The following is a 21,723-nucleotide window of genomic DNA, read 5'->3' as shown; positions in this document are numbered from 1 at the left end:
GTTTCACCGCCCGGCATTCGGCGGGTTCGCGTCGTCGACCTTGCCTTGCAGCCGTCGGTCGGGTTCTGTCCGATGCAAGTGAACCGCGTAGGTATCCCAAGGGAGTTCGATATGCTGTGCCGAGAGCGCGGCCGCCTGAATCATCAGTCTGCCCGCTTCGCCGCGATGATAGCCGCCGTGCGTGACGACATGGGTCAGCATCTCTTCGCGCATGAGCCGCCCAGAAAAATCGTCACCGATACCGAAATTCACGGTAGATTGACGATCTCCTGATCTCGAACGCCACGGGGTTGCCGCGCCATGTTGACCTATTCCATCCAGAGAGTCGGCTACGATTTCAATCAGCTCGATCAGCAGGGCGCGACCGACTACGCGTCGTTCGTTCATGCGTTCGAGGCGTTTCCTTGGGCGGCCCAGCACATCGAATGGAACGAGACGCAGGACGGCCCGCTACCGGCGCTCGTGTTGCAGCATGCCGACGATCAGCGCGAGCTGTGGGTGACGGCATTGACGGATGCGCATTCGGACGGCTTCCAGCTGAATGCGGTGTCCATGCGGATGAAGAAGGGGCTCTTCGGCATCGGCAAGGGCAAGCTGGAGCAGCACGTCGAGACGATCGACGTGAGGAAGCGCGTGGACGTCGATACGTTGTGCCGGTTGTTCTGCGAACGCCAGTATGACGAACTGGACCAACTGGTGGCGCGGCATGCGCGGCGAAACGCCGACGACGGTCGGGACAGCGACGGCTGAACGCGTGTCGCCCGGTGGCGTTCAACCGAGCGTGCCTGCGCCGGATGCCGTTGCCTAAGTGTCGCTTGCGTGCGCCGTCACCGCACGCGGAAACGTCAACACCACCGCGAATCCGCCCGCCTCGGGAAACGCGAACCCGACGCGCCCGCCGTGCGCCTTCATCACTTCCTGCACGATCGCGAGCCCGAGGCCGGACCCCGTGCGCCGTTCGCTGCCGTCCGGCGCGATCCGCACGAACGGCTGCAACGCCGCGTCCCAGTGCTCGCGCGGTATCCCGCGCCCGTTGTCGGTGACGGTCAGCGTCACCGCCTGATCCGCGTTGCCGGTGGTCGCGACCGACACGACGATGTCGTCCGCATGGCCGTGCAGCAGCGCGTTGTGCAGCACGTTCGACAGCGCTTCCTGAAGACTGATCGCATCGCCGTCGATCCACGCATGCGGCGCGTCGCTCGCGAACGCAACGGCCACGTCGCGTTCGCCGGCGAGCGGAATCGTGCGGCCCAGCACTTCTTTCGCGAGCGCGACGAGGTCGACCGGTTGCAGCGGCACGGCCTCGGTGCGATGAATCACCATCGCATGATTGAGCAACTGCCCGGTGAGCCGGCCGACGTCCGACGAGGTCGCACGCAACGCATCGAGCCGTGCCGCGTGACGCGCGGGATCGGATTCGCCGTCGAGCAGCTCGATCTGCGCGTCGAGCCGCGCGAGCGGCGTGCGCATCTGGTGCGCGGCGTCGGCGATGAAGCGCTGCATCGCGTTGATCCGCTCGGCGAGCCGCCGCATCAACCCGTTGATCGACCCGATGATCGCGTCGATCTCGCTCGGCGTATCGACGGCCACCGGCCGCAGGTCGGCCGGGTCGCGTGCGGCGATGATCGCGCCGATCCGCGCGAGCGGGCGCAGGCCGCGCCGGATCGCGAGGCCGCTCGCACCGATCGCGAGCACGCTCATCAGCAGGATCAGCGTCCATACCTTGATGCTCATGTCGTTGGTCAGTTGCTGGCGCGCGTTGGTGGTCTGCGCAACCGTCACGAGCGCCCAGCCCGGCGTGCTTTCTTCCGGCATGTAGCGTGCGATCGTCGCGGTGCGGACCTGATGCCCCTGGTAGACGGCGTTCGCGAACGCGGGGCCCTGCTTCGCGGCGGCGAGTGTCGCGGGGCTCGCGAGATCGTGATAGCCGGCCACGACGACGCCGCGCGAATCGACCACCTTGTAGTAGACGAGGTCGTAGCGCGACAGCGTCGACAGCGCGGCGACCGGCGGATTCAGCGCGAGCACGCCGCCTTGCACGTAGAGGTTTTCCGCGACCTGGATCGACGCGCCCGCCAGCAACTGGTCGTACGCGCGTTCGGCCGCGACGCCCGCGTAGTAGCGCGCGATCGCCGCGAGCGCGAGCGCGCCGGTCGCGACGACGAGCGCGATGAACAGCAGCGTGCGCCCGAACAGCGTCTTCGGGAACCAGTCAATGCGCGGCAATCTGATACCCCATCCCGCGTGCGGTGCGGATCTCGACCGAGCTGCCCTGCAGCTTCCTGCGCACGCGCGTCACGTATTGCTCGACCGCGTTCGCCGTGGGCTCGTTGCCGAAGCTGAACAACTGGTTCAGCAGTTCTTCCTTCGAGAAGATGCGCTGCGGACGGCTCGCGAGGATTTCGAGCAGCGCGAACTCCTGACGCGACAGCGACAGCGGCTGGCCGTCGAGTTCCGCGAGGCGGCTGCTGCGGTCGATCACGAGGCCGCCGAGCGTCAGCACGTCGTTCGCGTGGCCGCTGTTGCGGCGCAAGAGCGCCTGCACGCGCGCGTCGAGCTCGCGGTAGTCGAACGGCTTCACGAGGTAGTCGTCGGCGCCGAGGCCGAGGCCGCTCACGCGGTCGTCGATCGCCGAGCGCGCGGTGACGAGCAGCACGGGCGTCGTGCTGCCGGCCGCGCGCAGGTTGCGCAGCACCGTGAAGCCGTCCATGCCGGGCAGGTTCGCATCGAGCACGACGAGATCGAAGCGCTCGACGCGCAGCAGCCCGTTCGCGGTCGAGCCGTCGGTTTCGAGATCGACGGCATGGCCGAGCCGCGTGAGACGGCTGCGGATCGCCGCGCCGATTTCGGCATCGTCCTCCACGACGAGAATGCGCATGGTGCCGTTTGCAGGTAGGTGGATTAGGGGTTTTCCCGGGGACGGGATGTCAGCATTTTCTCAGACTCGCCCGATAACCTGTGTCGAGCCGGAAGCAGGATGCAAGGACGGCATTAATACCAGAAATATTCAAGGAGACGGCAACATGCAGCATGTCACGGGCACGACGAACGCGCGCCGCCGCGCCACGCCGGCCGGCGCGTCGCCGCTGGCCGTCCGCCGCGCGGCGGTGCGCGCATGACGACGTCGCCGCGCCGCCGCGCGTTGATCGCCGCCGGCCTCGGCGTGCTGGGCGCGCTCGGGGCCCCGGCGCTCGTGCGCGCGAAACCGCGCACGGTGCGGATCTCGAAAGGCTATGGCGTGCTGTACCTGCCGCTGCTCGTGATGGAGAAGCAGCGGCTGTTCGAGCGGCATGCGGCGCGCCACGGCGTGCGCGACGTCGCGGTCGAATGGGTGCTGCTCGACGGCGGCAATTCCGTCAACGACGCGATGATGGCCGGCACGCTCGATTTCGCGGGCGCCGGCGCGCCGGGGTTCATCGAGCTGTGGGCGCGGGCGCGCGGCATTCCGAATGTCGAGGTGATCGGCATCAGCGGGCTGTCGACCACGTCGCTGTCGCTGAACGCGAACCGGCCGGGCCTCGTGTCGCTGCGCGATTTCACGCCGTCCGACCGGATCGCGGTGCCGGGCATCCGCACGTCGCTGTCGGCGGTCGTACTGCAGATGGTCGCGAGCCGGCAGCTCGGCCCCACGCATTTCGCGCAGCTCGATTCGATCACCGTGAACCTGCCGCATCCGCAGGCGATGCAGGCGCTGATCCGCCGCGAGCACGGCGTGACCGCGCACTTCACGTCGCCGCCGTTCTCGACGCTCGAATTGCGGCAGCCGGGCATCCATCGCGTGGTGAGCTCGGTCGACGTGCTCGGGCCGATGACGCTCGACGTCGTGTTCGCGCCGAAGCGGCTCGTCGATGCGGAGCCCGCGTTGGCCGCGGCGTTTCTCGGCGCGCTCGACGAAGCGAACCGCCTGATCGCGCAGGACCCGCGCGCGGCGGCGGCGCTCTATGCGGCGTCGTCCGGCGTCGGCGTGTCGCACGACGACGTGATGCGCATGCTGGCCGCGCCCGACACGCGCTTCTCGGTGCGGCCGAACCAGCTGATGGACTACGTCGAATTCCTGTACCTCGCCGGCACGATCAAGGCCAAGCCGCGCGCGTGGCACGAGATGTTCGCGCCGATGCTCGACGACTACCGGTCGGGTTGAGCCACGCGGGCCGCGAGCCGATTCCATTCATCGAACCACGTGGCGCCGGCGCGCTCGTTCCGCGCGGCGCCGATTCAACCCGCCGATTCAACCGATACGCAACCGATTCACGAAGGAGCCTGAAGTGAACGCTACCGACACCCTGGACCCCGCGTCCGCCGAAGAACAGCGCATCATGTCGAAGATGGCGCGGCGCCTGCTGCCCATCCTCGTCGTGATGTTCCTGATCGCGTTCATCGACCGGCAGAACGTCGGTTTCGCGAAACTGCAGATGGTGCACAGCCTCGGGATGACGGAAGCCGCGTTCGGGCTCGCGTCGTCGCTGTTCTTCATCGGCTACCTGCTGTTCGAGGTGCCAAGCACGCTCGCGCTGCATCGTTACGGCGCACGCGTATGGCTCGCGCGGATCATGCTGACGTGGGGGCTCATCACGGTGCTGATGGGCTTCACCACGTCGATGCCCGCGTTCTGCTCGCTGCGCTTCCTGCTCGGCATCGCCGAGGCCGGCTTCTATCCGGGCGTGATCTACTACCTGACGCTGTGGTTCCCGCAGAGCTACCGCGCGAAGGTGCTCGGCATCTTCACGCTCGGCAGCGCGCTGGCGAACATGCTCGGCTCGCTGGTCGGCGGCGTGTTGCTGAGCCTGAACGGCGTATGGGGGCTCGCGGGCTGGCAGTGGGTGTTCGTCGCGACGGGCATTCCGGCCGTGATCGTCGCGATCGTCGTGTTCCGCGTGCTGCCCGCGTCGTTCCGCGAAGCGCCGTTCCTCGACGAGCGCGAGAAGCAGATCGTCGCGGCCGCGCTGGAGCGCGAGAAGCCGGCGCAGGCCGAGCACGGGCAGCCGTGGAAGGCGCTGCTCGATCCGCGCGTGATGCTGTTCGCGGCGACCTACATGCTGATGTCGACGTCGCTGTACGGCGTCACGTACTGGCTGCCGACGCTCGTGAAATCGTTCGGCGTGTCGAGCGCGACGAACGGCTTCCTGAGCATGCTGCCGTGGGCGCTGGCGGTGGTGCTGCTGGTGTGGCTGCCGGCGAAGCTGCGCCGCGCGAAGAGCATCCTGCGCACGATCGCGATCGTCGCGGCGCTCGGTGCGCTCGGCTTCCTGCTGAGCCTCGTGCTGCCGTCGACGCCGCTGCGCTTCATCGCGCTGGTGCTCGGCGGCGCGTGCATCCCGCTGCTGTATCCGTGCTTCTGGTCGATGCCGCCGCGTTACTTCACCGGCGCGCGGGCGGCCGCGAGCGTCGCGGCGATCAACTCGATCGGCAACCTCGGCGGCTTCTTCAGCCAGAACCTGATGCCGTTCGCGGGCAAGATGACGGGCACCGCGTTCGGGCCGATGATCGTGCCGATCGTGTGCCTCGCGCTGCTCGGCGTCGGCGCGCTGGTCGCGTGGACGCGCTCGGAGCGGGGGATGGTGGCGGCACGGGCGTGAGCGTTCCGTCGACAGCTCGACTAGAACGAACGGTCGACTGTCGTCGATTCGGGCCGATGTGCTACCATGTATTACATATGTAATGCATGGAGGGTGCGATGAAAACGGCCACGATGCCCGCGCTGCGAGTCGATCCGCAGTTGCGCGAGGAAGCGGAATCAGTTCTTGCGGAAAACGAGACGCTCTCTGCGTTCATGGAGTCGGCGTTGCGTGATGGCATCGCTCGGCGACGCTTGCAGCGCGAGTTCGTCGCACGAGGTTTGGCGTCTCGCGACGAGGCGCGACGCACGGGCGAATACATCGATGCCGCCGACGTTCAGCGCGAGCTCGAGTCCATGCTGAAAGCGGCTCGTTCGAAGAAGGCGGCGGATTGAGTTACCAAGTCAGATATACGCGTGCGGCGCGCGAAGACTTGGTGCGACTGTATCGATATCTCGTCGAACGTGATGAGGAAGCGGCAGCGAGGGCGTTGGAAGCGATCGAACGAGGTGTGGCCATGTTGCGATTGTTTCCGTTTACCTGCCGCAAGCTGGATGCGAGCAATCCCTTCCTGCGTGAACTCATCGTTTCCTTCGGCACGTCAGGCTATGTGCTCCTGTTCGAGATCGAAAGTGCAGAACAAGTCACGGTCTTGGCCGTTCGGCATCAGCGCGAAGAGGACTACCACTGACCCCTCGCGGCAGCATCCCGCTACCGTTGCTTTGACCGCTTTAGCCTTTCGTCCGCAACGCGCCGGGTCCTTCATGCACAATCGCCGCATGCACGGACGCCACCGGAATATCCACCTCCACCGTCGTGCCTTCGCCGAGCGTCGTCGCGATCCGCAGCGTGCCGCCGACCAGATATGCGCGCTCGCGCAACCCCACCAGCCCGAATGAACTCGACTTGCGCGGCACCGCGGGATCGAACCCCGCGCCGTCGTCGCGTATCGTCAGCGCGATCGCTTCGCCGCCGCACACGAGCTCGACGGCCGCGTGCGACGCGGCCGCGTGCCGCGCGACATTCGCGAGCGCTTCCTGCGCGATGCGGAACACGGCCGTCGCATACGGCTCGTCGAGTTGCAGCTCGGGCGGCTCGACGTGCAGCGAACAGGCGATCCCGTGACGGTGCCGGAAATCCTCCACGAGCCATTGCATCGCCGCCGCGAAGCCGAGATCGTCGAGCATCAGCGGGCGCAGGTCGGACGCGATGCGGCGCGTCGCGGCCACCGCGCCGCGTGCGAGCGTATGCATTGCCGCGATCTTGCGTGCGAGCGACGCGTCGTCCTGCGGCACGCGGTCGATCAGCCATTCGAGGTCGTTCTTCAGCGCCGCGAGTGACTGCGCCAGTTCGTCGTGCAGTTCGCGCGCGATGCGGCGCTGCTCGGCTTCGCGCGCGCTGGCGCTGATCGCCGCGATCTCGCGCAGCTCCTCGCGCGACGCCTGCAGCGCCCGCTCGGCACGCACGCGCTCCTCGACTTCGCGCCGCAGGTCGCGGTTCGACGCGCTCAGTTGCGCGGTGCGCGCGGCGACGCGCTGTTCGAGCCGTTCGTTCGCGTCGTTCAACTGCGCGCTTTTCTGCGCGACGAGCAGATGCTGATAACGGGCGCCGGCCAGTGCGCGCACCGTCTGCGCATGCAGCCGGCCGTTTTCGAACAGCATCGCGAACAGCACGACGCCCGATGCAACGAGACCGTACGCGCGCCCCGCATAGAAACCGAGATCGAAGCGCCCGTGGTTCAGCATCGACGACAGCGCGATGTCGAACAGCCACGCGACGAGCACCGTCATCACCCACAGGTCGAGCACGGAATGGCGCCGCCGCTGCCGCCACATCAGCATCAGCGCGACCAGGTTCAGCCCCCAGACGACCGTGATCGCGTTCGTCATCGTCGCGGTCATCCGGTTGCCGCTCATGATGCGCGGCAGCAGGTCGTGGCCGGCGGTCGCGAGCAGCGCGAGCGCGACCGTCGCGCCGCCTGCGGCCGCGATGCAGAGGACGACCGGAATCGCCGCGCGACGCTGCGGGGCCGGCACCGCACGGCCGCGCGAGGTCGCGCGCAGCAGTGCGTACGCGGCGACCGACAGCGGAAAGCCGCCATGCCAGAACAGGTACAGCCATGCGGTGGTCTGTTCGCCGGCGCCGAGCAGGCCGGTGGGCGCGAACAGGCCGGGGAAGGTCAGCATGTGCGTGCCGGCCATGAACGCCGTGAACAGGTACCCGCCCGCCAGCACGAGCAGCGGCTTCTCGCGCAGGATCGCGTACTGGCCGAGCAGCAGGCCGGCCGTCACCATGTCGTTGACGACGATCGCCGACTGGTACACGGGAATGAACGCCCAGCCCGGCGCGAGCGGGATCGTTGCGAACGGCGCGAGCGCGGCGAAGATCACGGCCGAGACGAGCACCGTCGCGAGCGCGAGCCGCCGCTCGCGTCGGCCCGGCGGCAGCGACGACATGAACAGGCGCGACGTATCCGGACCGTCGTCGTCCGACGGCGGCGGGACGGGCGGGAGGGGGAAGGCGGTCGTCATGCGTCGTCGGTGCCGAGGTCGAGATCGTGGCGCACCGCGTAGCGGATCAGCGCGGCTTCGTGCGGCAGCGCCATCTTCTCGAGGATCCGCGTCTTGTACGTGCTGACCGTCTTCGCGCTCAGCGCGAGTTCGCACGCGATCTGCGTGACGGTCCGGCCCGTGACGATGCGGCGCATCACGTCGAGCTCGCGCGCGGACAGTCGCTCGTGCGGGAGGGCATGAGCCGGCGCGCGCAGCGTGCGAGCGAGGCTTTCGGCCGCGGACGGGCTCACGTAGACGCCGCCTGCCGCCACCTTGCCGACGGCCTCGACGAGCTCGGCGGTCGCGCTGTCCTTCGTCAGGTAGCCGATGGCGCCGGCCTTGAATGCGCGTGCCGCGTACTGTGTTTCCGCGTGCATCGTCAGCACGAGCGTGCGCAGCGACGGCGCCTGGCGCTTGACCAGCCGGATCAGCTCGATGCCGGTGGGGGCGGGCATCGACAGGTCGAGCAGCAGCACGTCGGCGGCGGCGCGCTCGGCCAGCGCGAGCGTGCCCGAGCCGTCGCTCGCCTCGCCGACGATCTCGAAACCGCCGGCCGTTTCCAGGATGTGACGCAGTCCGTCCCGCATGACTGCGTGATCGTCAGCCAGAATTACCCTGATCATCTTCCAGCGGTCCTCTTCGGGATGACGCCGCGCGCTGCTGTCGTTGCTGTCCGGGTGTTGCCGCGGCCGTTCTTCTGACCAATATATGCCCGCGAACCCGAAAACGGTACTCGTTCGCGAAATTTTCAGGATGGTGGGTCGCGAAATGCCCACCGACACGAAATAATTCACGCGGAATGGCACGGCCCCAGCCCGGGCGAATCAGGGTATTCCCGGAGGGATCGTGACGTCCGACGCGGCCCGGCGCGCCGTCGCCGCAACCGCCCCGCGAACCGTGCCGAATCGGGACTAAACTGGTGCGCGATGCCACTGCGCGAACCGGGGAGCCCGCGATGATCGACCTGGCCGATATCCTGCCGTCCGCGCTGCCCGCCGCGCTCGCCTGGGCCGAAGCCGAGGCGGCGAGCGGGCTCGCGCGGGGCGCGCCGCTGACGCCCGCGCAAGCCGACGATGCGCGCGCGGTGGGCGTCGTGCAGCCGGACCTCATTCGCGTGGTGGCGGTCGATCGCATGCCGTTTCCCGATACGCCAACGCTTGCCGAGATCGCCCGCGAGACCGGGCTGCTGTCGCCCGGGACGATCGGCCTCACGCTCGGTCATGCGGTGTACGTGCTGCGCGGGCACGACACGCGCCGCCTGCTGACCCATGAATTCCGTCACGTACATCAATACGAGGCCGCCGGCTCGATCGGCGCGTTTCTTGCGCGCTACCTGCACGAGATCGCGACGGTCGGCTACCACGATGCGCCGCTCGAGGCCGACGCGCGGCAGCACGAGTTCGATTGAGCCGCGACCCTGCCCCCCTGAACCCCGCCGGCGGCGCGAGCGTGTACATGTTGCGATGAACGTATCCAATGCCCCTGCCGGCCCGGCGTTCGCACACCGGGCCGCCCCGCTCGGGAGTGTGCGATGAGCGACACGATCCATGCGTGGATCGGCGCGATCGGCGCGCATCCGCTGCTCGTGCTGGCCATCGTATTCGTGGCCGCGTGCGCCGAGGCGATCGCGCTGATCGGCACGGTCGTGCCGGCCGGCGCCGTGATGTTCGCGGCCGGCGCGCTGATCGGCGCGGGCGCGCTCGATGCATGGGCGACGATCGGCGTCGCGGCCGTCGGCGCGGTGATCGGCGACGGGATCAGCTACGAACTCGGGCGACGTTACCGCGGGATGATCCGCAACGCATGGGTGCGCTTCGGCTACGCGAGCGCGTACGCGCGCGGCGAGGAATTCGTGTTGCGTCACGGCATCAAGAGCATCGTGCTCGCGCGCTTTCTCGCGCCGGTACGGGCGGTGGTGCCGGTCGTCGTCGGCTGCGCGACGCTGCCGCGCCGGTCGTTCTATCCGGTCAACGTGATCTCGGCACTCGTGTGGGCGCCCGTGCACGTCGCGCCCGGCATTCTGTTCGGCGCATCGGCCGCACTGGCCGCGGCAATCAGCGTGCGGGTCGCCGCCATCCTGCTGGTCGTGGCCGCGCTGGTCGCGCTGGTATGGATCGGCGTGCGCGTCGCGCTGCGGCGCGGCTGGCCGCTGCTGCGCCGTGCGCTCGCCGACGCCGTGCACGCAGGCGCGCACCGCTGGCCGCGGGTCGGCGCGCGATTGCACGGCGCGATCGCCCGCTTGCGCGCGTTGCCGGGCGCGGTGCCCGTGCTCGCGCTGCTGTTCATCGGCTGCGTGTGGCTGTTCGCGGGAATCGTGCGGAACGTCGTCGCGAACGACCCGCTGATGCATGCGGACATCGCGCTGTACGCGTTCCTGCAGAACCTGCGCACGCCGCCCGTCGACGCCGCGATGAGCGCGCTCGCCGTGCTGCACGGGCACGACACGGGGCTGATCGTCGCGGCCGCGTTTCTCGTCTGGCTGATGATCCATCGCTGCTGGCTGACGGCTGCATGGTGGCTCGCGACGGTCGGCGTCGCCGTCGTGCTCATGCCGGTGTTCGGCGCGAGCGTGCCCGGCGCGACGCCGGCGAGCTTGCCGCCCGGCGCGCCGCACGTGCCGCTGCCCGATGCCGACGCCGCGTTCGCGATCCTCGCGAGCAGCGGCCTCGGCTGGGTGCTGACGCGCGACCGGCCCGCGCCGTGGCGCATTCCGGTCGTGACGGCGGTCGTGCTGTGGATCGTGCTCGGCGGTTTTGCGCGGCTGTACGTGGGCGATACCTGGTTGTCGGGTTTGCTGGGCGGCTGGAGCCTCGGGCTCGCGTGGTTCGCGTTGCTCGCCGGCGCCTACGCGTACTGGCGCGTGCGCGAGCACGTGCAGCCGAGAGGCGCGCTCGTCGCGATGGTGGTCGTGCTTGCGACGGCCGGCGTATGGACGGTTCCCGCGCAATGGCAGATCGATCGCGCATCGCGCCCGCATGCCGGCGACGTGGTCGCGATGACGGTCGACCAGTGGCGGCGCGGCGGGTGGCAGCGCGTGCCGACGCGTCGCACCGAGATCGGCGGCGACCGCGAGGAGTATCTGCCGCTGCAATGGAGCGTGACGTCGGACACGCTCGACCGCCATCTCGCGCAGGCCGGCTGGCAGCGTGCGACGCCTTGGTCGCCGGCCACCGCGCTGCGCTGGCTGTTGCCGCAGGCGCCGGCCGACGCGCTGCCGGTGCTGCCACGCTATACGCACGGCGAAAGCACGCGGCGCGTGTTCGTCCGCGTCGATCCGGCCCACCCGGACAGCCGCTTCGTGCTGCGGCTCTGGCGTTATCCGTACGTGCTGCAGGACGCGCTCGGCATGCGCCCGCTGTGGTACGGCGCGCTATATCGCGAGACGCTGCGCCGGCCGGCGCGGCTGATGACGTTCGTGCGCACGACGACGATCGACGATGCGGCGGCGATCGCGCAGGCCTTGGCGGTCGAGCCGACGATCGAGCATCGCCCGGCGGGGACGACCGCCGCGCCGGGCGAGATGCTGCTCGTATGGATGGTCAGGCCGTGAGCGGGCAGGCGTGACGTGCGCCCGTTACGCGTGCGACGGCTGTGCGGGAACGACGGACAGGCGCAGGCCGACGGTCTTGAGCACCGCGAGCAGGGTCTTCAGCGTCGGGTTGCCGTTCGGGGACAGCGTGCGATACAGCGATTCGCGGCTGATGCCGGCCTCGGCCGCGACCGCGCCGAGCCCGCCGTACGCTTCCGCGACCGTGCGCAGCGCGAGCAGGCCGGCCGCGCGGTTGTCGGGGTCGTCGAGCGACTCCATTGCGACGCGCAGATAGGTCACCGCGAGTTCGCGGTCGGCGCCGAGTTCGGCGACTTCCGCGTCGTGGTGCGATACCGCGCCTTTGAGCTTGTTCATGTTTGTCTCCGTTTCCAGTTCGACCAGTGTTCCTTCGCGCGCCTGATGTCGTCGGGTTGGCTACCCTTGTCGCCGCCGGACAACAGCAGGATCAGCGCACCGCCGTACCGGCCGAAGTACACGCGATAGCCGGCACCGACGTGGATGCGCAGTTCGATCACGCCTTCGCCGACCGGTTCGCAATCGCCGAAATTGCCGGTCTGCACGCGGCGCAGGCGTTCGCGAATCCGTGCCTGCGCAAGCTTGTCGCGCACGGCGTTCAGCCACTCGGTGAACGGCTCGCGACCGTCGTCGCGCTGATAGCGAAGCAGTTCGAACTTGGAAAGCATTGTAACTTATAAGCTACAAAAAAGGTGGCTGGAACGAGGCGGTCCGTATCGCGACGGCGCTGCGGCCGACACGCACGCGGCGTCTTCATGGCTCGAGGTTTCAGGCAGTGATGCCGGCTTCACGGACGAAGATCATTCTTTCATCCGGTTCGAAGCGTGGCGATTCGGCCGAATGGCCACGGTCGATGGTGTGATCAGGGGCGCGTATCGCAGCGCGGCGTTGCGCGCCGGCGAGCGTCGATGAATCGCGGTACGATCGCTGGCCTGCCTGCCGACATCACCCGCACGAGAGAACCCGCATGATCACGATCCGCCCGATGACCGACGACGATTTCGCACGCTTCTGGCCGACCTACCGCGCCATCGTCGCTGCTCAGGAAACCTACGCATTCGATCCGGAGCCGACGCCGGAAGCGGCGCGCGCACAGTGGCTCGACGCGCCGCTCTGCACGTGGATCGCCGAGGAGGACGGCGTGCTGCTCGGCTCGTACTACCTGAAGGCGAACGCGGCCGGGCCGGGCAAGCACGTGTGCAACTGCGGCTACATGGTGAGCGAGGCCGCGCGCGGACGCGGCGTCGCGCGCCTGATGTGCGAACACTCGCAGCAGGTCGCACGCGAGCGCGGTTTCCTCGCGATGCAGTTCAATTCGGTGGTCGCGACGAACGAGGTCGCGGTCGCGCTGTGGCAGAAGCTCGGATTCGAGATCGTCGGCCGGCTGCCGCGCGCATACCGTCACGCGCGGCTCGGCTTCGTCGACTGCTTCGTGATGTTCAAATGGCTCGGCGACGCGGCGGCCGCCGAAGCCTGAGCCGGCAATCGCCGCCGCGTCAGACGGCGAACGCGCCGTCGAACACGATCCGCTCGTCGAGCGCGAGCGTGCCGCGCGCGAAGATCAGGTCGAGATGGTGGCTGCCGTTTTCGCCGCCGCCGAGCCCGAGATGCAGCCCGGGGTGGCGTTCCTCGAACCCAGCGTTGCGGCCGTACAGCCCGCGAATCCCGAGGTTCGTGCCGATGCCGAATTCCTCGATCCGCCGGTGATTCGCGTGCCGGTCGAGATAGGTCGAGAAATCGCGGCGGAAGCCTGCGTCGTCGGTGTCGAAATCGACGATCGTGCTGTGCTCGACATGCAGCGTCGCGAGCCGCTCGGCCACCTTGTACTTGATCGCGAACGGCACGGTGCCGAGAAACGTGCCGCTGAACACGACCGAGCCGTTCAGGTCGGTCACGTGCGTCGCGATCTCGCCGGGCACGACGTCGAGGTTGCCCATGCCGTCCACGCTCGTCCATTTCTGGTCCGGCGCGAGCGAGCCCGTCAGCGTGTTGCCGGCTTCGTCGATGAAGCGGATCTGCGACGCGCGCGCGGCCGCCTCGATCAGCCGGCCGTTGCGTGCGGCGATGTCGTCGAGCGATTCGGCGAACGCCTCGTCGAGATGCGGGCCGTAATCCTTGAATAAAACCGATTTGCTCCAGTGCTCGACGATCGCGGGGCGGATCGCGGCGAGGAACGGCGGCCCGCTCGGAGAAGGCGTCGGCAGGCACGACGAGTCGTACAGCAGCACGAACAGGTCGGCGTTGCCGAGTGCGGCGGCGATGTCGGCGGGTGGGGTGCTTTCGAGGCAGAGGGTGGTCGCGTCAAGCGAATCGGGCAGGGCGGAAAAGGCGCGCAACGCGATGTCGCGATTGCGGGTGTCGTAGCCGACCAGCAGTTTTCCCGATTCGCCGCGTGCCAGCTTGTCGCGCAGCGCCGGGTGAAAGCCGAGCGCGCGGTGCAGGTTCAGCATGCGTATCTCCGGAAGCGGCGGAAGGGCCGCGGCCCTTCCGCGAGAACGGGTGGCCCGCTCAGACCGGCCAGAGCGCGGTGCCGAACGGCACCACGGCGTCCTCGACCATCATGTCGACGGCCTCGGGGTGCGTGTCTTCCTGCATCCAGTCAAGCAATTCGATTTGCTGAGTTTCCTGCATGTCAATTCTCCTGTGGTGAACATGAGTGATTCAACATGAAAGCGCGGAAAAAACAATCCCGCTCCTCGTTCGATATTTTGTGAATGCCGGACGAGTGGCGTCGATATTAGTCGGATGAATTTGCGAAAGCAATGCGTTGCAAGGTTTTTAGCGGAAGCGTGCTAAACAAGGGCGTTTGCGGTTCAAATATTGGAAAAAACCGGATAAAACGGCCGACGGATCACGCATCTTTTTTTAGTGAATCGAATTCGGATGGCCGAAATGAATTCGATCATTTTTAATTTGGATTCAATTGCCGGAATTGCTGCGTTTCATGTCATTGACGAAAGCCGCATGCGAGCGTCATCCGAGCAACGCCTTGCCGATCGCCTTCGTCGGCTCGGAGCGCAGCACCAGCGAAGTCGTGACCGCGCCGAAGCGGGCAATCGCATCGATGAGGGTTTCGAGCTGGCCCGGTGTCGGCACCAGCACCTTCAGCAGAAAGCAATCCTCGCCGGTCATGCGATGGACTTCGATCACATGCGGCATCTCGGCAAACGTGCGCAGCGCCGGCTTGATGTGCTCGTGGGTCGTTTTCAGCCGGATGATGGCCATCATGCCCAAGCCCAGTGCCGCCGGATCGATCCGTGCGCCGTAGCCGGCGATGATGCCGCGTTCTTCCAGCCGCTTCACGCGCTCCGACGTCGCGGGCTGCGACAGCCCGATACGCCTGCCCACTTCCGACAGCGGCGTCCGCGCGTTCTCCTGCAGCGCTTCGAGGATCGCAAGATCCAGGCGATCGAGTGCTTCGTCCGGCATGACGGTCCTCCAGTACCGTTGATTCATCGGCATTCTGGCTCAATAACCGATGACTTGCCATTCCATGCCGACCGGCGCACCGCCACACTGCGGGCTTTGCGTTGACGGAGGGCGTGATGGAGCAAGCGATCGTGATCGTGCAGGGTATCGGTAATTCGGGACCGGATCATTGGCAGAGCCACTGGGAGGCGGCGTTGCCCGGCGCCGCGCGCATCGCGCCGGCTTCGTGGGAGGCGCCCGAACTGGCCGACTGGACGGCGGCGCTGGACGCGGCCGTCGCGAACGCCGGGGCGCCGCCGCTCGTGGTTTGTCACTCGCTGGGCTGTCTGTTGTTCGCACATTGGCATGCCGCGTCGGCGCGCGCGGTGTGCGGCGCGTTTCTCGTGGCCGCCCCCGACCCGCAAGGGCCGCGCTTTCCGGTTGCCGCCGCCGCGTTCGCGAACCTGCCGAAGCGTTCGTTCGGGCGCGTGCCGGTGCTGGCGATCGCGAGCGCGGACGATCCTTACGATCCATCCGGGCGCGCGCTCGAATGGGCAACGGAACAGGGCGCGACGCCGCTTCTGCTCGGCGCACGCGGCCATCTGAACGCGGCGTCCGGGTTGGGCGGATGGTCGGAAGGGCGCGCCCTGCTTGCGGCTTTTGCGGCCGGACTCGGGCGGTAGTGCGGGTCAGCGCCGGCCGACCTTCGGCTTATTCCCGCCGTTGTGTCGGACAGAGGGGGGCGGGCGCCCCAGCCGTCGCGATTTTGCCGCGTGCGCGCGCCGGTTTCACGGCGGCTCCAGTATGATCGACCGATGGCGGCGGAAGCCCCGGAATCGAACAACGAAGGAGACACCCCCGATGCGTGCAGTGCCGCAACCGGAGCGTGCCGGCCGCTCGCGGCCGGACGCCGGCGCAACCGATCCCGGCCGCATGGCCGCATGGCGGCTCGCGATCGGCCTGTCGCTCGGCAGCGCGATCGCGCTTGGCCTCGCACGCTTTTCGTACGCGCTGCTGCTGCCGCCGATGAAGGCCGATCTCGGCTGGACGTTCGCGCAGGCCGGCGCGCTGAACACGGCGAACGCGGCCGGCTACCTGATCGGCGCGCTGGCATTCCCGCTGCTGTCGCGGCGCTGGCGCGCGGGCACGCTGCTCGCGGCCGGCTGCGCGTTGACCGCCGTGCTGATGGCCGCGGGCGGGCTCACGTCGGACATGCACGCGCTGCTGGCGCAGCGGCTGGCAACGGGTGTCGGCAGCGCATCGATCTTCATCAGCGGCGGCGTGCTGGCCGCGCGGCTCGCATCCGCGTCGCCGCGCGACGCGGGGCTGCTGCTCGGCCTTTATTACGGCGGCACGGGATGGGGCATCGTCGCGTCGTCTTTGCTCGTGCCGGCCACGCTCGTGCCGCGCATGCACGGCTGGCAACCCGCGTGGTTCGCGCTCGCGACGGCATGCGTGCTGTTCTCGGCGGTGGCCGTGTCGGCTGCACGCCGCATCGAGCAGGCACATGCGGCACCGGTGAGGCAGGCCGACGCCGACGGCGCGAAACCGGCGGTGACCGCGAGCCCGGCGCGCTTCGCGCTCGCGCTGGCCGGCTACGGCCTGTTCGGCGTCGGCTATATCGGCTACATGACGTTCATCGTCGCGCTGCTGCGCGGCGCGGGGATGAGCGGCACGGTGGTCGCCGCGTTCTACGTGATGCTCGGGATCGCGACCGTCGTGTCCGCGCGGTTGTGGTCGGGGTTGCTCGACCGGATGCGCGGCGGCCACGCGCTCGCCGTGCTCAATGCGCTGCTCGGCGTCGCGACGCTGATGCCCGCGCTGTTCGTGCATCCGGCTGCCGCGTTCGCGTCGGGCTTGCTGTTCGGCGCGACGTTCCTGTCGGCGGTCGCGTCGACGACGGCCTTCGTGCGGCACAACCTGCCGCCCGACGGCTGGGCGAAGGGCATCAGCGCGTTCACGACGGTCTTCGCGTTCGGGCAGATCGCGGGGCCGGTCGCGATCGGGTGGGTGTCGGACAGCGCGGGCCTTGCGCGCGGGCTCGTGTATTCGGCGCTGACGCTGTTCGCGGGCGCCGCGCTCGCGGCCGGGCAGCGCGCGCTGCACAGCAGGTCCGCGTAGTCACGCGAACGTCACCGCACACACGCGGCGCGCGACACGCGATGAAATGCACGGCTGAAGTAGATGAGGCTGTCGCCGTCGTCGCGCACGCGAATCGACGTCGCCTCGATGAACATCACCGAGTGCGAGCCGACTTCCTTCATCTCGGCGATCGTGCCCTGCAGGCTCGCGAGCGCATCGCGCAGCACCGGCACGTCCTGTTCGCCGCGATCCCATACGGGCAACTGGAAGCGCTGTTCCATCGGCAGGTCGGTGAGCCCCGCGAAGTGTCGCGCGAGCAGTTCGTGCTCGGCCGGCAGCACGTTGATGCACACCTGACGGTTGCGCTCGAAGGTCGCGTGCATCGCGCTCGACCGGTTCAGGCACACGAGCAGCGTCGGCGGCGCATCGGTGACGGAACACACGGCGCTCGCGGTGATCCCGCAGCGGCCGTGCGGCCCCGCGGTGGTGATCACGTTGACGGCCGCGCCGAGGTGGGCCATCGCCTGGCGGAAGGCCTTCTGCGCGTCGGTCGGCTCGACGCGCGGCGGTCGCTGGATATCGGTCGTGGAAGACATGGGCGCTCCTGATTGGACGAAAGCGGCGAACCGCGCGGCGCTGCGAGGGCAGCGCCGGATCGCCGACGATGACCCAAGCGTACGTCGCGAAAAGGCGGCCGACCATTCGCACGATTGACGATCGGGATGGCGTTCCTGCCAACGCGTCTAAAGGTTCTACCTAGACGCGTGCCGCCGCGTGCAAAAAAAGCCGCGATTGTGCGTTCGCGCGGCACGTCCAGGGGTTTGCAGCGGGTTTTCGGCTCGTTATGATGTGCCGCACACCCCCAGCGAACGACGCTTGCGCCACGCCGGCCACCGGCGTTGCGCGCGGCGCGTGCGATACCGATACCGATATTCAGCGAGACCCCCGCGATGACGTCACCCGCACCGATCGTATACATCGTCGACGACGACAGCGGCATGCGGACGTCGCTCGCCTGGTTGCTCGAATCGGTCGGCATCGCGTCCGAGGGATTCGCGAGCGCCGCCGATTTTCTCGCGCGCTTCGACGTGAACCTGCCTGCGTGTCTCGTGCTCGACGTGCGGATGCCGGAGAAAAGCGGCTTCGACGTGCAGGCCGAACTGAACGCGCGCGGCGCGACGCTGCCGGTGATCTTCGTCAGCGGGCACGGCGACATTCCGATGTCGGTGCGCGCGCTGCAGAACGGGGCGATCGATTTCGTCGAGAAGCCGTACAACTCGCAGCAGATGCTCGAGCGCGTGCAGCGTGCGTTGCGGCTCGCGCAGCAGCGGCATGCGGTGAGCCAGCGCCACCGTGAACTGCGCCAGCGGCTCGATGCGCTGACCGCGCGCGAGAAGGAAGTGCTGCGCGGCGTCGTGGACGGCAAGGGCAGCAAGCAGATCGCATCCGATCTGTCGATCAGCGTGAAGACGGTCGACGTGCATCGCGCGAGCATCAAGGAGAAGCTCGGCGCGACGTCGATCGCCGCGCTCGTGCGCGACGTGATGGTCGTGTGGGGCGACGACGGTGAGCCGTCGCGGTGAGGTTCGGCGCGTTCAGCGCATGTACAGCCCGCCGTTGATGTCCCAGCATGCGCCGTTCGCGAAATGCGCGTCGCCCGACGCGAGCAGCACGGCGGCATCCGCGACGAAGCCGGCCGACCCAAGCTTGCCGCCCGGCAGGCTCGCGAGCACCTGACGCAGCTTGTCGGGCGCGACGCTTTCGTACACGATCGGCAGATCGAGCGGGCCCGGCGAGATCGCGTTGACGGTGACGCCCTGCGCGGCGAGATCGCGCGCGAACACCTTGGTCAGCGTCAGCGTGCCGCCTTTCGCAGCCGCATAGTGCGCGCCCGTGGCCGAGCCGCCGTTCTGCCCGGCGAGCGACGCGATGTTGACGATGCGGCCCGCGCCGCGCCGCGCGAAATACTGGCCGAACACCTGGCAGCCGAACAGCACGCTGCGCAGGTTCACGTCGATTACGTGGTCGAACTGCTCGGCCGTGATCTCCATCGCCGGCACGACCTTCGATGCGCCCGCGTTGTTGACGAGCACGTCGATCGCGCCCCAGCGCGCGACGAGCACATCGCGCGCCGCTTCGAAATCGCGTTTCGACGTGACGTCGAGCGGCAGCGCGATCGCGCGTTCGCCGCTCGGATCGAGCTCGCGCGCATGCGCATGAACGGCATCGGCCGCGATGTCGGCCAGCGCGACGCGGTAGCCGGCCGCATGGAAGCGCTCGGCGATGACGGCGCCGAGCCCGCGCGCGGCGCCGGTGACGAGGACGACTCGGTCTGACATGGTGTGGTGTTCCGTGGTTCGTGGGCGCACGCCGGTGAAGGCGGCCCCCGCATCGTGGTTCATGCGGCCAGCGCCGCTTCGAAGTGTGCCGCGATCGCGCAGACCCGTTCGTCCGCGCCCTTGCGCCCGACGATCTGCAAGCCGGCCTTCAACGGTGAACCGGCGAGCGGCAGCGGCAGGCTGAGCGCGGGATGGCCGCTCAGGTTGAACGGCCGGATCAGCGACGACATCGCGATCACCGATACGCCGTCGCGGGCCTGCTGCAGCGTGATCGGCAGCGCGGGTAGCGTCGGCAGCACCAGCACGTCCGCGTGTTCGAGCGCGGCATCGACCTGCGCGGCGAAGCGTGCGCGCACGGCCTCGGCTTCCTTCAATGCCGCAGGCGCGGTCGTTGCGGCCGCACGCAATCGTGCATCGAGATCGGCGCCGAGTTTGCCGGTCGCGACCAGATGGCCGAACGCGCGCGACGTTTCCGCGTTGATCACGGTGAGCCCCGCGGCGAACGCGGCCGGCATTGCATCGAGCACGACGGTGTGCGAGCGCAGGCCCGATGCACGAACGGCCGCGTCGAGCGCGGCGGCGATCGCCGGATCGGCTTCCACGGCGAGTCGAGCGACCGTGCAGCCTTCAACGGAGGCCGTCGCCTGCGCACGATCGAAGCCCGGCGCGATCGCGGCCATCACTGCGACGAGCGTGCGGATGTCGCGGGCGAATGGCCCGACGCAATCGAGCGTGGTTTCCGCGGGCGCGACGCCGCGCCGCGACACACGGCCGAACGTGGGCTTGAGCCCGGCCACGCCGCAGCAGGCGGCCGGCCCGCGAATCGAGCCGCCGGTATCGGTGCCGAGCGCCGCATCGACAGTGCGCAGCCCGACGAGCGACGCGGAGCCGCTCGACGAGCCGCCCGGAATGCGCGAGGCGTCCTGCGGATTGACGGGTGTGCCCGTGTAGTCGTTGATGCCGGTCATGCCGAACGCGAGCTCGTGCATGTTCGCCTTGCCGGCGATCTGCCAGCCGGCGTCGAGCAGCAGGCGGACCACGTCCGCGTGGCGTACGGCGGGCGGCGCGTCGGCGAGCGCGCGGCTCGCCGCGCGGGTCGGATGGCCAGCGATATCGATCGTGTCCTTGATCGCGATCGTCGGGCCCGGGCCGCCGAGCGTGAAAGTGTCGATGAAGCCTGTCATGGTCGGTATCGTGCGAAAGCGGCGGGAAACATCAGGACCGTGGCGCGGCGGCGAGCGGCCACGGGCCGTCGAGCACGCGTTCGGTGCGGAAATGGCGGATCAGCCAGGCGGAGCCGCTGGCGGCCGGCGCGAAATCGACGGTCAGCCGCGCGGCGATCAGCTCGGCCGAGCCGTCCGCGTAGCGCGACGCCTGCAGCATGACCCAGCGGCCGCGTGCGCTTGCATGGCCGGCGCCGATCTCGATCGACTCCGACGTCAGGAAGTGCAGGTTCGCCGCGAAATGCGGATCGGGCGGCAGATAGCGGCCGAGCATCGCGACGATCGCGGCGGTGCCTTCGACGCGGCCGAATTTCCTTGCATACTGCAGGCCGATGCCTTCCCACACGGCGTCGGTCGTGAACAGTTCGGCCAGCGACGGGCCCGCGCCCGCATCGTCGGGTACGTCGCACAGCGCCATGTACCGCGTGATCGTCGCGCGCACCGCGCGCTCGGCGTCGAGCGCCGCGACGCGCCGCGCGAGCGCGTCGATCGCGGCGGGTGTCAGGTCGCTCATCGCGCGCCTCACGCCGCGGGCTTCGCGGCCGGCGGCACGCTCAGCGCGCGGCCGACGCGCGCCTCGATCTTGCCGTAGCGCCACAGGTTGTATTCGCCGACGGGCGTCGTGCGGTACAGGTTGCACACCGCGACCGCCGTGTCGAAATCGGCGACGTCGGCCATGATGTAGAACGTCCATGGCGCGCCGTCGGCCTGGCCGACCACGAGGCGGTCGTCGTCCATCACGCCGAGCACGCGCACGCCGGGCATCGCCTCGACGGCCGCGAGCATCGCGCCGTACGCCTGCCACACTTCGCCGATCCGCTCGCGCGGCAGGTCGAAGAAATTCTGCGACACGCCGCAGCAGAACAGCACGCGCAGCGGCAGCGGATTCGAATCGGACATATCGGGTTCTCCAGAGGAATCGGTTGGATGCATGATCCGGCCGGCGAGCGCGCTCCGGATCCGGTTTCATGCGTATGCATCGAGGTTGCGGTCGATGCC

The 21,723-nt window shown here is 68.6% G+C and carries 27 protein-coding genes; 12 read left to right on the top strand and 15 right to left on the bottom strand.

Going from position 1 to position 21,723, the window contains the following annotated elements; all coding sequences use genetic code 11:
• Window positions 1–3: 3 nt before the first annotated feature.
• Window positions 4–252 carry a DinB family protein gene (locus tag C5F75_RS27630; protein ID WP_226094124.1) on the bottom strand — a complete coding sequence of 83 codons (249 nt, stop codon included), beginning with the start codon at window positions 250–252 and terminating at the stop codon, window positions 4–6.
• A 48-nt stretch (window positions 253–300) separates the two neighbouring features.
• Between C5F75_RS27630 and C5F75_RS27625 the strand changes: the two genes are divergently transcribed.
• Window positions 301–750, top strand: a complete 450-nt coding sequence (locus C5F75_RS27625; RefSeq protein ID WP_059580053.1) for a hypothetical protein — start codon at window positions 301–303, stop codon at window positions 748–750.
• Window positions 751–804: 54 nt separating this feature from the next.
• Here C5F75_RS27625 and C5F75_RS27620 read toward each other — a convergent pair whose 3' ends face one another.
• Together C5F75_RS27620 and C5F75_RS27615 are read right to left on the bottom strand one after the other, a co-directional pair.
• Entirely contained in the window at window positions 805–2,226 is a 1,422-nt protein-coding gene (locus C5F75_RS27620; RefSeq protein WP_059580056.1) for a sensor histidine kinase, read from the bottom strand.
• Complete coding sequence (locus C5F75_RS27615) at window positions 2,213–2,878, bottom strand: response regulator transcription factor (RefSeq protein WP_059580058.1); 666 nt, start codon at window positions 2,876–2,878, stop codon at window positions 2,213–2,215. Before C5F75_RS27615 ends, C5F75_RS27620 begins: the two co-directional genes overlap by 14 nt.
• 237 nt (window positions 2,879–3,115) lie before the next feature.
• On the opposite strand from C5F75_RS27615, the gene C5F75_RS27610 reads away from it, so the two are divergent.
• The 4 genes from C5F75_RS27610 (at window position 3,116) to C5F75_RS27595 (ending at window position 6,246) form a co-directional block, all read left to right on the top strand.
• Window positions 3,116–4,141, top strand: coding sequence for an ABC transporter substrate-binding protein (locus tag C5F75_RS27610; RefSeq protein WP_059580061.1), 1,026 nt, complete (start codon window positions 3,116–3,118; stop codon window positions 4,139–4,141).
• Between the two features lie 124 nt (window positions 4,142–4,265).
• On the top strand, window positions 4,266–5,576 hold the full coding sequence (locus tag C5F75_RS27605) for an MFS transporter (RefSeq protein ID WP_059580063.1): 1,311 nt from the start codon (window positions 4,266–4,268) through the stop codon (window positions 5,574–5,576).
• 98 nt (window positions 5,577–5,674) lie between these two features.
• Entirely contained in the window at window positions 5,675–5,950 is a 276-nt protein-coding gene (locus C5F75_RS27600) for a YlcI/YnfO family protein (protein ID WP_059580322.1), read from the top strand.
• A complete protein-coding gene (locus C5F75_RS27595) occupies window positions 5,947–6,246 on the top strand; it encodes a type II toxin-antitoxin system RelE/ParE family toxin (protein ID WP_059580066.1) in 300 nt (99 codons plus the stop codon). The genes C5F75_RS27600 and C5F75_RS27595 overlap by 4 nt, the downstream gene beginning before the upstream one ends.
• Window positions 6,247–6,286: 40 nt before the next feature.
• On the opposite strand, the gene C5F75_RS27590 is transcribed toward C5F75_RS27595, so the two are convergent.
• Window positions 6,287–8,086 carry a sensor histidine kinase gene (locus C5F75_RS27590; RefSeq protein ID WP_059580068.1) on the bottom strand — a complete coding sequence of 600 codons (1,800 nt, stop codon included), beginning with the start codon at window positions 8,084–8,086 and terminating at the stop codon, window positions 6,287–6,289.
• Window positions 8,083–8,730 carry a response regulator gene (locus tag C5F75_RS27585; protein WP_059580324.1) on the bottom strand — a complete coding sequence of 216 codons (648 nt, stop codon included), beginning with the start codon at window positions 8,728–8,730 and terminating at the stop codon, window positions 8,083–8,085. Before C5F75_RS27585 ends, C5F75_RS27590 begins: the two co-directional genes overlap by 4 nt.
• 332 nt (window positions 8,731–9,062) lie before the next feature.
• Between C5F75_RS27585 and C5F75_RS27575 the strand changes: the two genes are divergently transcribed.
• Both C5F75_RS27575 and C5F75_RS27570 read left to right on the top strand, forming a co-directional pair.
• Complete coding sequence (locus tag C5F75_RS27575) at window positions 9,063–9,515, top strand: hypothetical protein (RefSeq protein WP_104013011.1); 453 nt, start codon at window positions 9,063–9,065, stop codon at window positions 9,513–9,515.
• A 123-nt stretch (window positions 9,516–9,638) separates the two neighbouring features.
• The gene (locus C5F75_RS27570; protein ID WP_059580074.1) at window positions 9,639–11,657 is read left to right on the top strand and encodes a VTT domain-containing protein; all 2,019 of its coding nucleotides are present in this window, start codon (window positions 9,639–9,641) and stop codon (window positions 11,655–11,657) included.
• Between the two features lie 24 nt (window positions 11,658–11,681).
• Here the strand turns inward: C5F75_RS27570 and C5F75_RS27565 are convergent, their stop codons facing one another.
• Both C5F75_RS27565 and C5F75_RS27560 read right to left on the bottom strand, forming a co-directional pair.
• Window positions 11,682–12,011, bottom strand: coding sequence for a helix-turn-helix domain-containing transcriptional regulator (locus C5F75_RS27565; protein WP_059580076.1), 330 nt, complete (start codon window positions 12,009–12,011; stop codon window positions 11,682–11,684).
• Complete coding sequence (locus C5F75_RS27560; RefSeq protein WP_059580079.1) at window positions 12,008–12,340, bottom strand: type II toxin-antitoxin system RelE/ParE family toxin; 333 nt, start codon at window positions 12,338–12,340, stop codon at window positions 12,008–12,010. Before C5F75_RS27560 ends, C5F75_RS27565 begins: the two co-directional genes overlap by 4 nt.
• On the opposite strand from C5F75_RS27560, the gene C5F75_RS36490 reads away from it, so the two are divergent.
• Window positions 12,330–12,584: a hypothetical protein gene (locus C5F75_RS36490; RefSeq protein WP_143328744.1), complete on the top strand. Its 255-nt coding sequence runs from the start codon at window positions 12,330–12,332 to the stop codon at window positions 12,582–12,584. The two genes, C5F75_RS27560 and C5F75_RS36490, sit on opposite strands and share 11 nt — an antisense overlap.
• Window positions 12,585–12,639: 55 nt before the next feature.
• Window positions 12,640–13,149, top strand: coding sequence for a GNAT family N-acetyltransferase (locus C5F75_RS27555; protein ID WP_059580082.1), 510 nt, complete (start codon window positions 12,640–12,642; stop codon window positions 13,147–13,149).
• 19 nt (window positions 13,150–13,168) lie between these two features.
• Here C5F75_RS27555 and C5F75_RS27550 read toward each other — a convergent pair whose 3' ends face one another.
• From C5F75_RS27550 to C5F75_RS27545, 3 genes are all read right to left on the bottom strand, one after another.
• Window positions 13,169–14,122, bottom strand: a complete 954-nt coding sequence (locus C5F75_RS27550) for a M29 family metallopeptidase (protein ID WP_104013010.1) — start codon at window positions 14,120–14,122, stop codon at window positions 13,169–13,171.
• A gap of 58 nt (window positions 14,123–14,180) precedes the next feature.
• Window positions 14,181–14,303 carry a hypothetical protein gene (locus tag C5F75_RS37380; protein ID WP_006479692.1) on the bottom strand — a complete coding sequence of 41 codons (123 nt, stop codon included), beginning with the start codon at window positions 14,301–14,303 and terminating at the stop codon, window positions 14,181–14,183.
• A 342-nt stretch (window positions 14,304–14,645) separates the two neighbouring features.
• On the bottom strand, window positions 14,646–15,101 hold the full coding sequence (locus C5F75_RS27545) for an Lrp/AsnC family transcriptional regulator (RefSeq protein WP_059580088.1): 456 nt from the start codon (window positions 15,099–15,101) through the stop codon (window positions 14,646–14,648).
• 116 nt (window positions 15,102–15,217) lie between these two features.
• Here C5F75_RS27545 and C5F75_RS27540 point away from each other — a divergent pair, with 116 nt between their 5' ends.
• Both C5F75_RS27540 and C5F75_RS27535 read left to right on the top strand, forming a co-directional pair.
• Window positions 15,218–15,763, top strand: a complete 546-nt coding sequence (locus tag C5F75_RS27540; RefSeq protein ID WP_059580092.1) for an RBBP9/YdeN family alpha/beta hydrolase — start codon at window positions 15,218–15,220, stop codon at window positions 15,761–15,763.
• A 178-nt stretch (window positions 15,764–15,941) separates the two neighbouring features.
• Window positions 15,942–17,201 (top strand): YbfB/YjiJ family MFS transporter, encoded by a 1,260-nt coding sequence (locus tag C5F75_RS27535; protein WP_059580095.1) that lies wholly within the window; start codon window positions 15,942–15,944, stop codon window positions 17,199–17,201.
• 11 nt (window positions 17,202–17,212) lie between these two features.
• Here the strand turns inward: C5F75_RS27535 and hpaC are convergent, their stop codons facing one another.
• Window positions 17,213–17,758 (bottom strand): 4-hydroxyphenylacetate 3-monooxygenase, reductase component, encoded by a 546-nt coding sequence (hpaC, locus tag C5F75_RS27530; RefSeq protein ID WP_059580098.1) that lies wholly within the window; start codon window positions 17,756–17,758, stop codon window positions 17,213–17,215.
• A 354-nt stretch (window positions 17,759–18,112) separates the two neighbouring features.
• Here hpaC and C5F75_RS27525 point away from each other — a divergent pair, with 354 nt between their 5' ends.
• On the top strand, window positions 18,113–18,745 hold the full coding sequence (locus C5F75_RS27525) for a response regulator transcription factor (protein WP_059580100.1): 633 nt from the start codon (window positions 18,113–18,115) through the stop codon (window positions 18,743–18,745).
• Window positions 18,746–18,757: 12 nt separating this feature from the next.
• Here C5F75_RS27525 and C5F75_RS27520 read toward each other — a convergent pair whose 3' ends face one another.
• The 4 genes from C5F75_RS27520 to C5F75_RS27505 are packed head-to-tail and all read right to left on the bottom strand — an operon-like array spanning window position 18,758 to window position 21,624.
• Entirely contained in the window at window positions 18,758–19,501 is a 744-nt protein-coding gene (locus C5F75_RS27520) for an SDR family NAD(P)-dependent oxidoreductase (protein ID WP_059580103.1), read from the bottom strand.
• 59 nt (window positions 19,502–19,560) lie between these two features.
• Complete coding sequence (locus C5F75_RS27515) at window positions 19,561–20,685, bottom strand: amidase (protein ID WP_059580105.1); 1,125 nt, start codon at window positions 20,683–20,685, stop codon at window positions 19,561–19,563.
• A 31-nt stretch (window positions 20,686–20,716) separates the two neighbouring features.
• Window positions 20,717–21,238, bottom strand: a complete 522-nt coding sequence (locus C5F75_RS27510) for a nuclear transport factor 2 family protein (RefSeq protein WP_059580107.1) — start codon at window positions 21,236–21,238, stop codon at window positions 20,717–20,719.
• An 8-nt stretch (window positions 21,239–21,246) separates the two neighbouring features.
• The gene (locus tag C5F75_RS27505) at window positions 21,247–21,624 is read right to left on the bottom strand and encodes a hypothetical protein (RefSeq protein ID WP_059580110.1); all 378 of its coding nucleotides are present in this window, start codon (window positions 21,622–21,624) and stop codon (window positions 21,247–21,249) included.
• Window positions 21,625–21,723 lie beyond the last annotated feature (99 nt).

The sequence above is a fragment of the Burkholderia anthinoferrum genome (assembly GCF_002925705.1).
Classification (GTDB): domain Bacteria; phylum Pseudomonadota; class Gammaproteobacteria; order Burkholderiales; family Burkholderiaceae; genus Burkholderia; species Burkholderia semiarida.
This window is presented reverse-complemented; position numbering and strand designations above follow the sequence as displayed.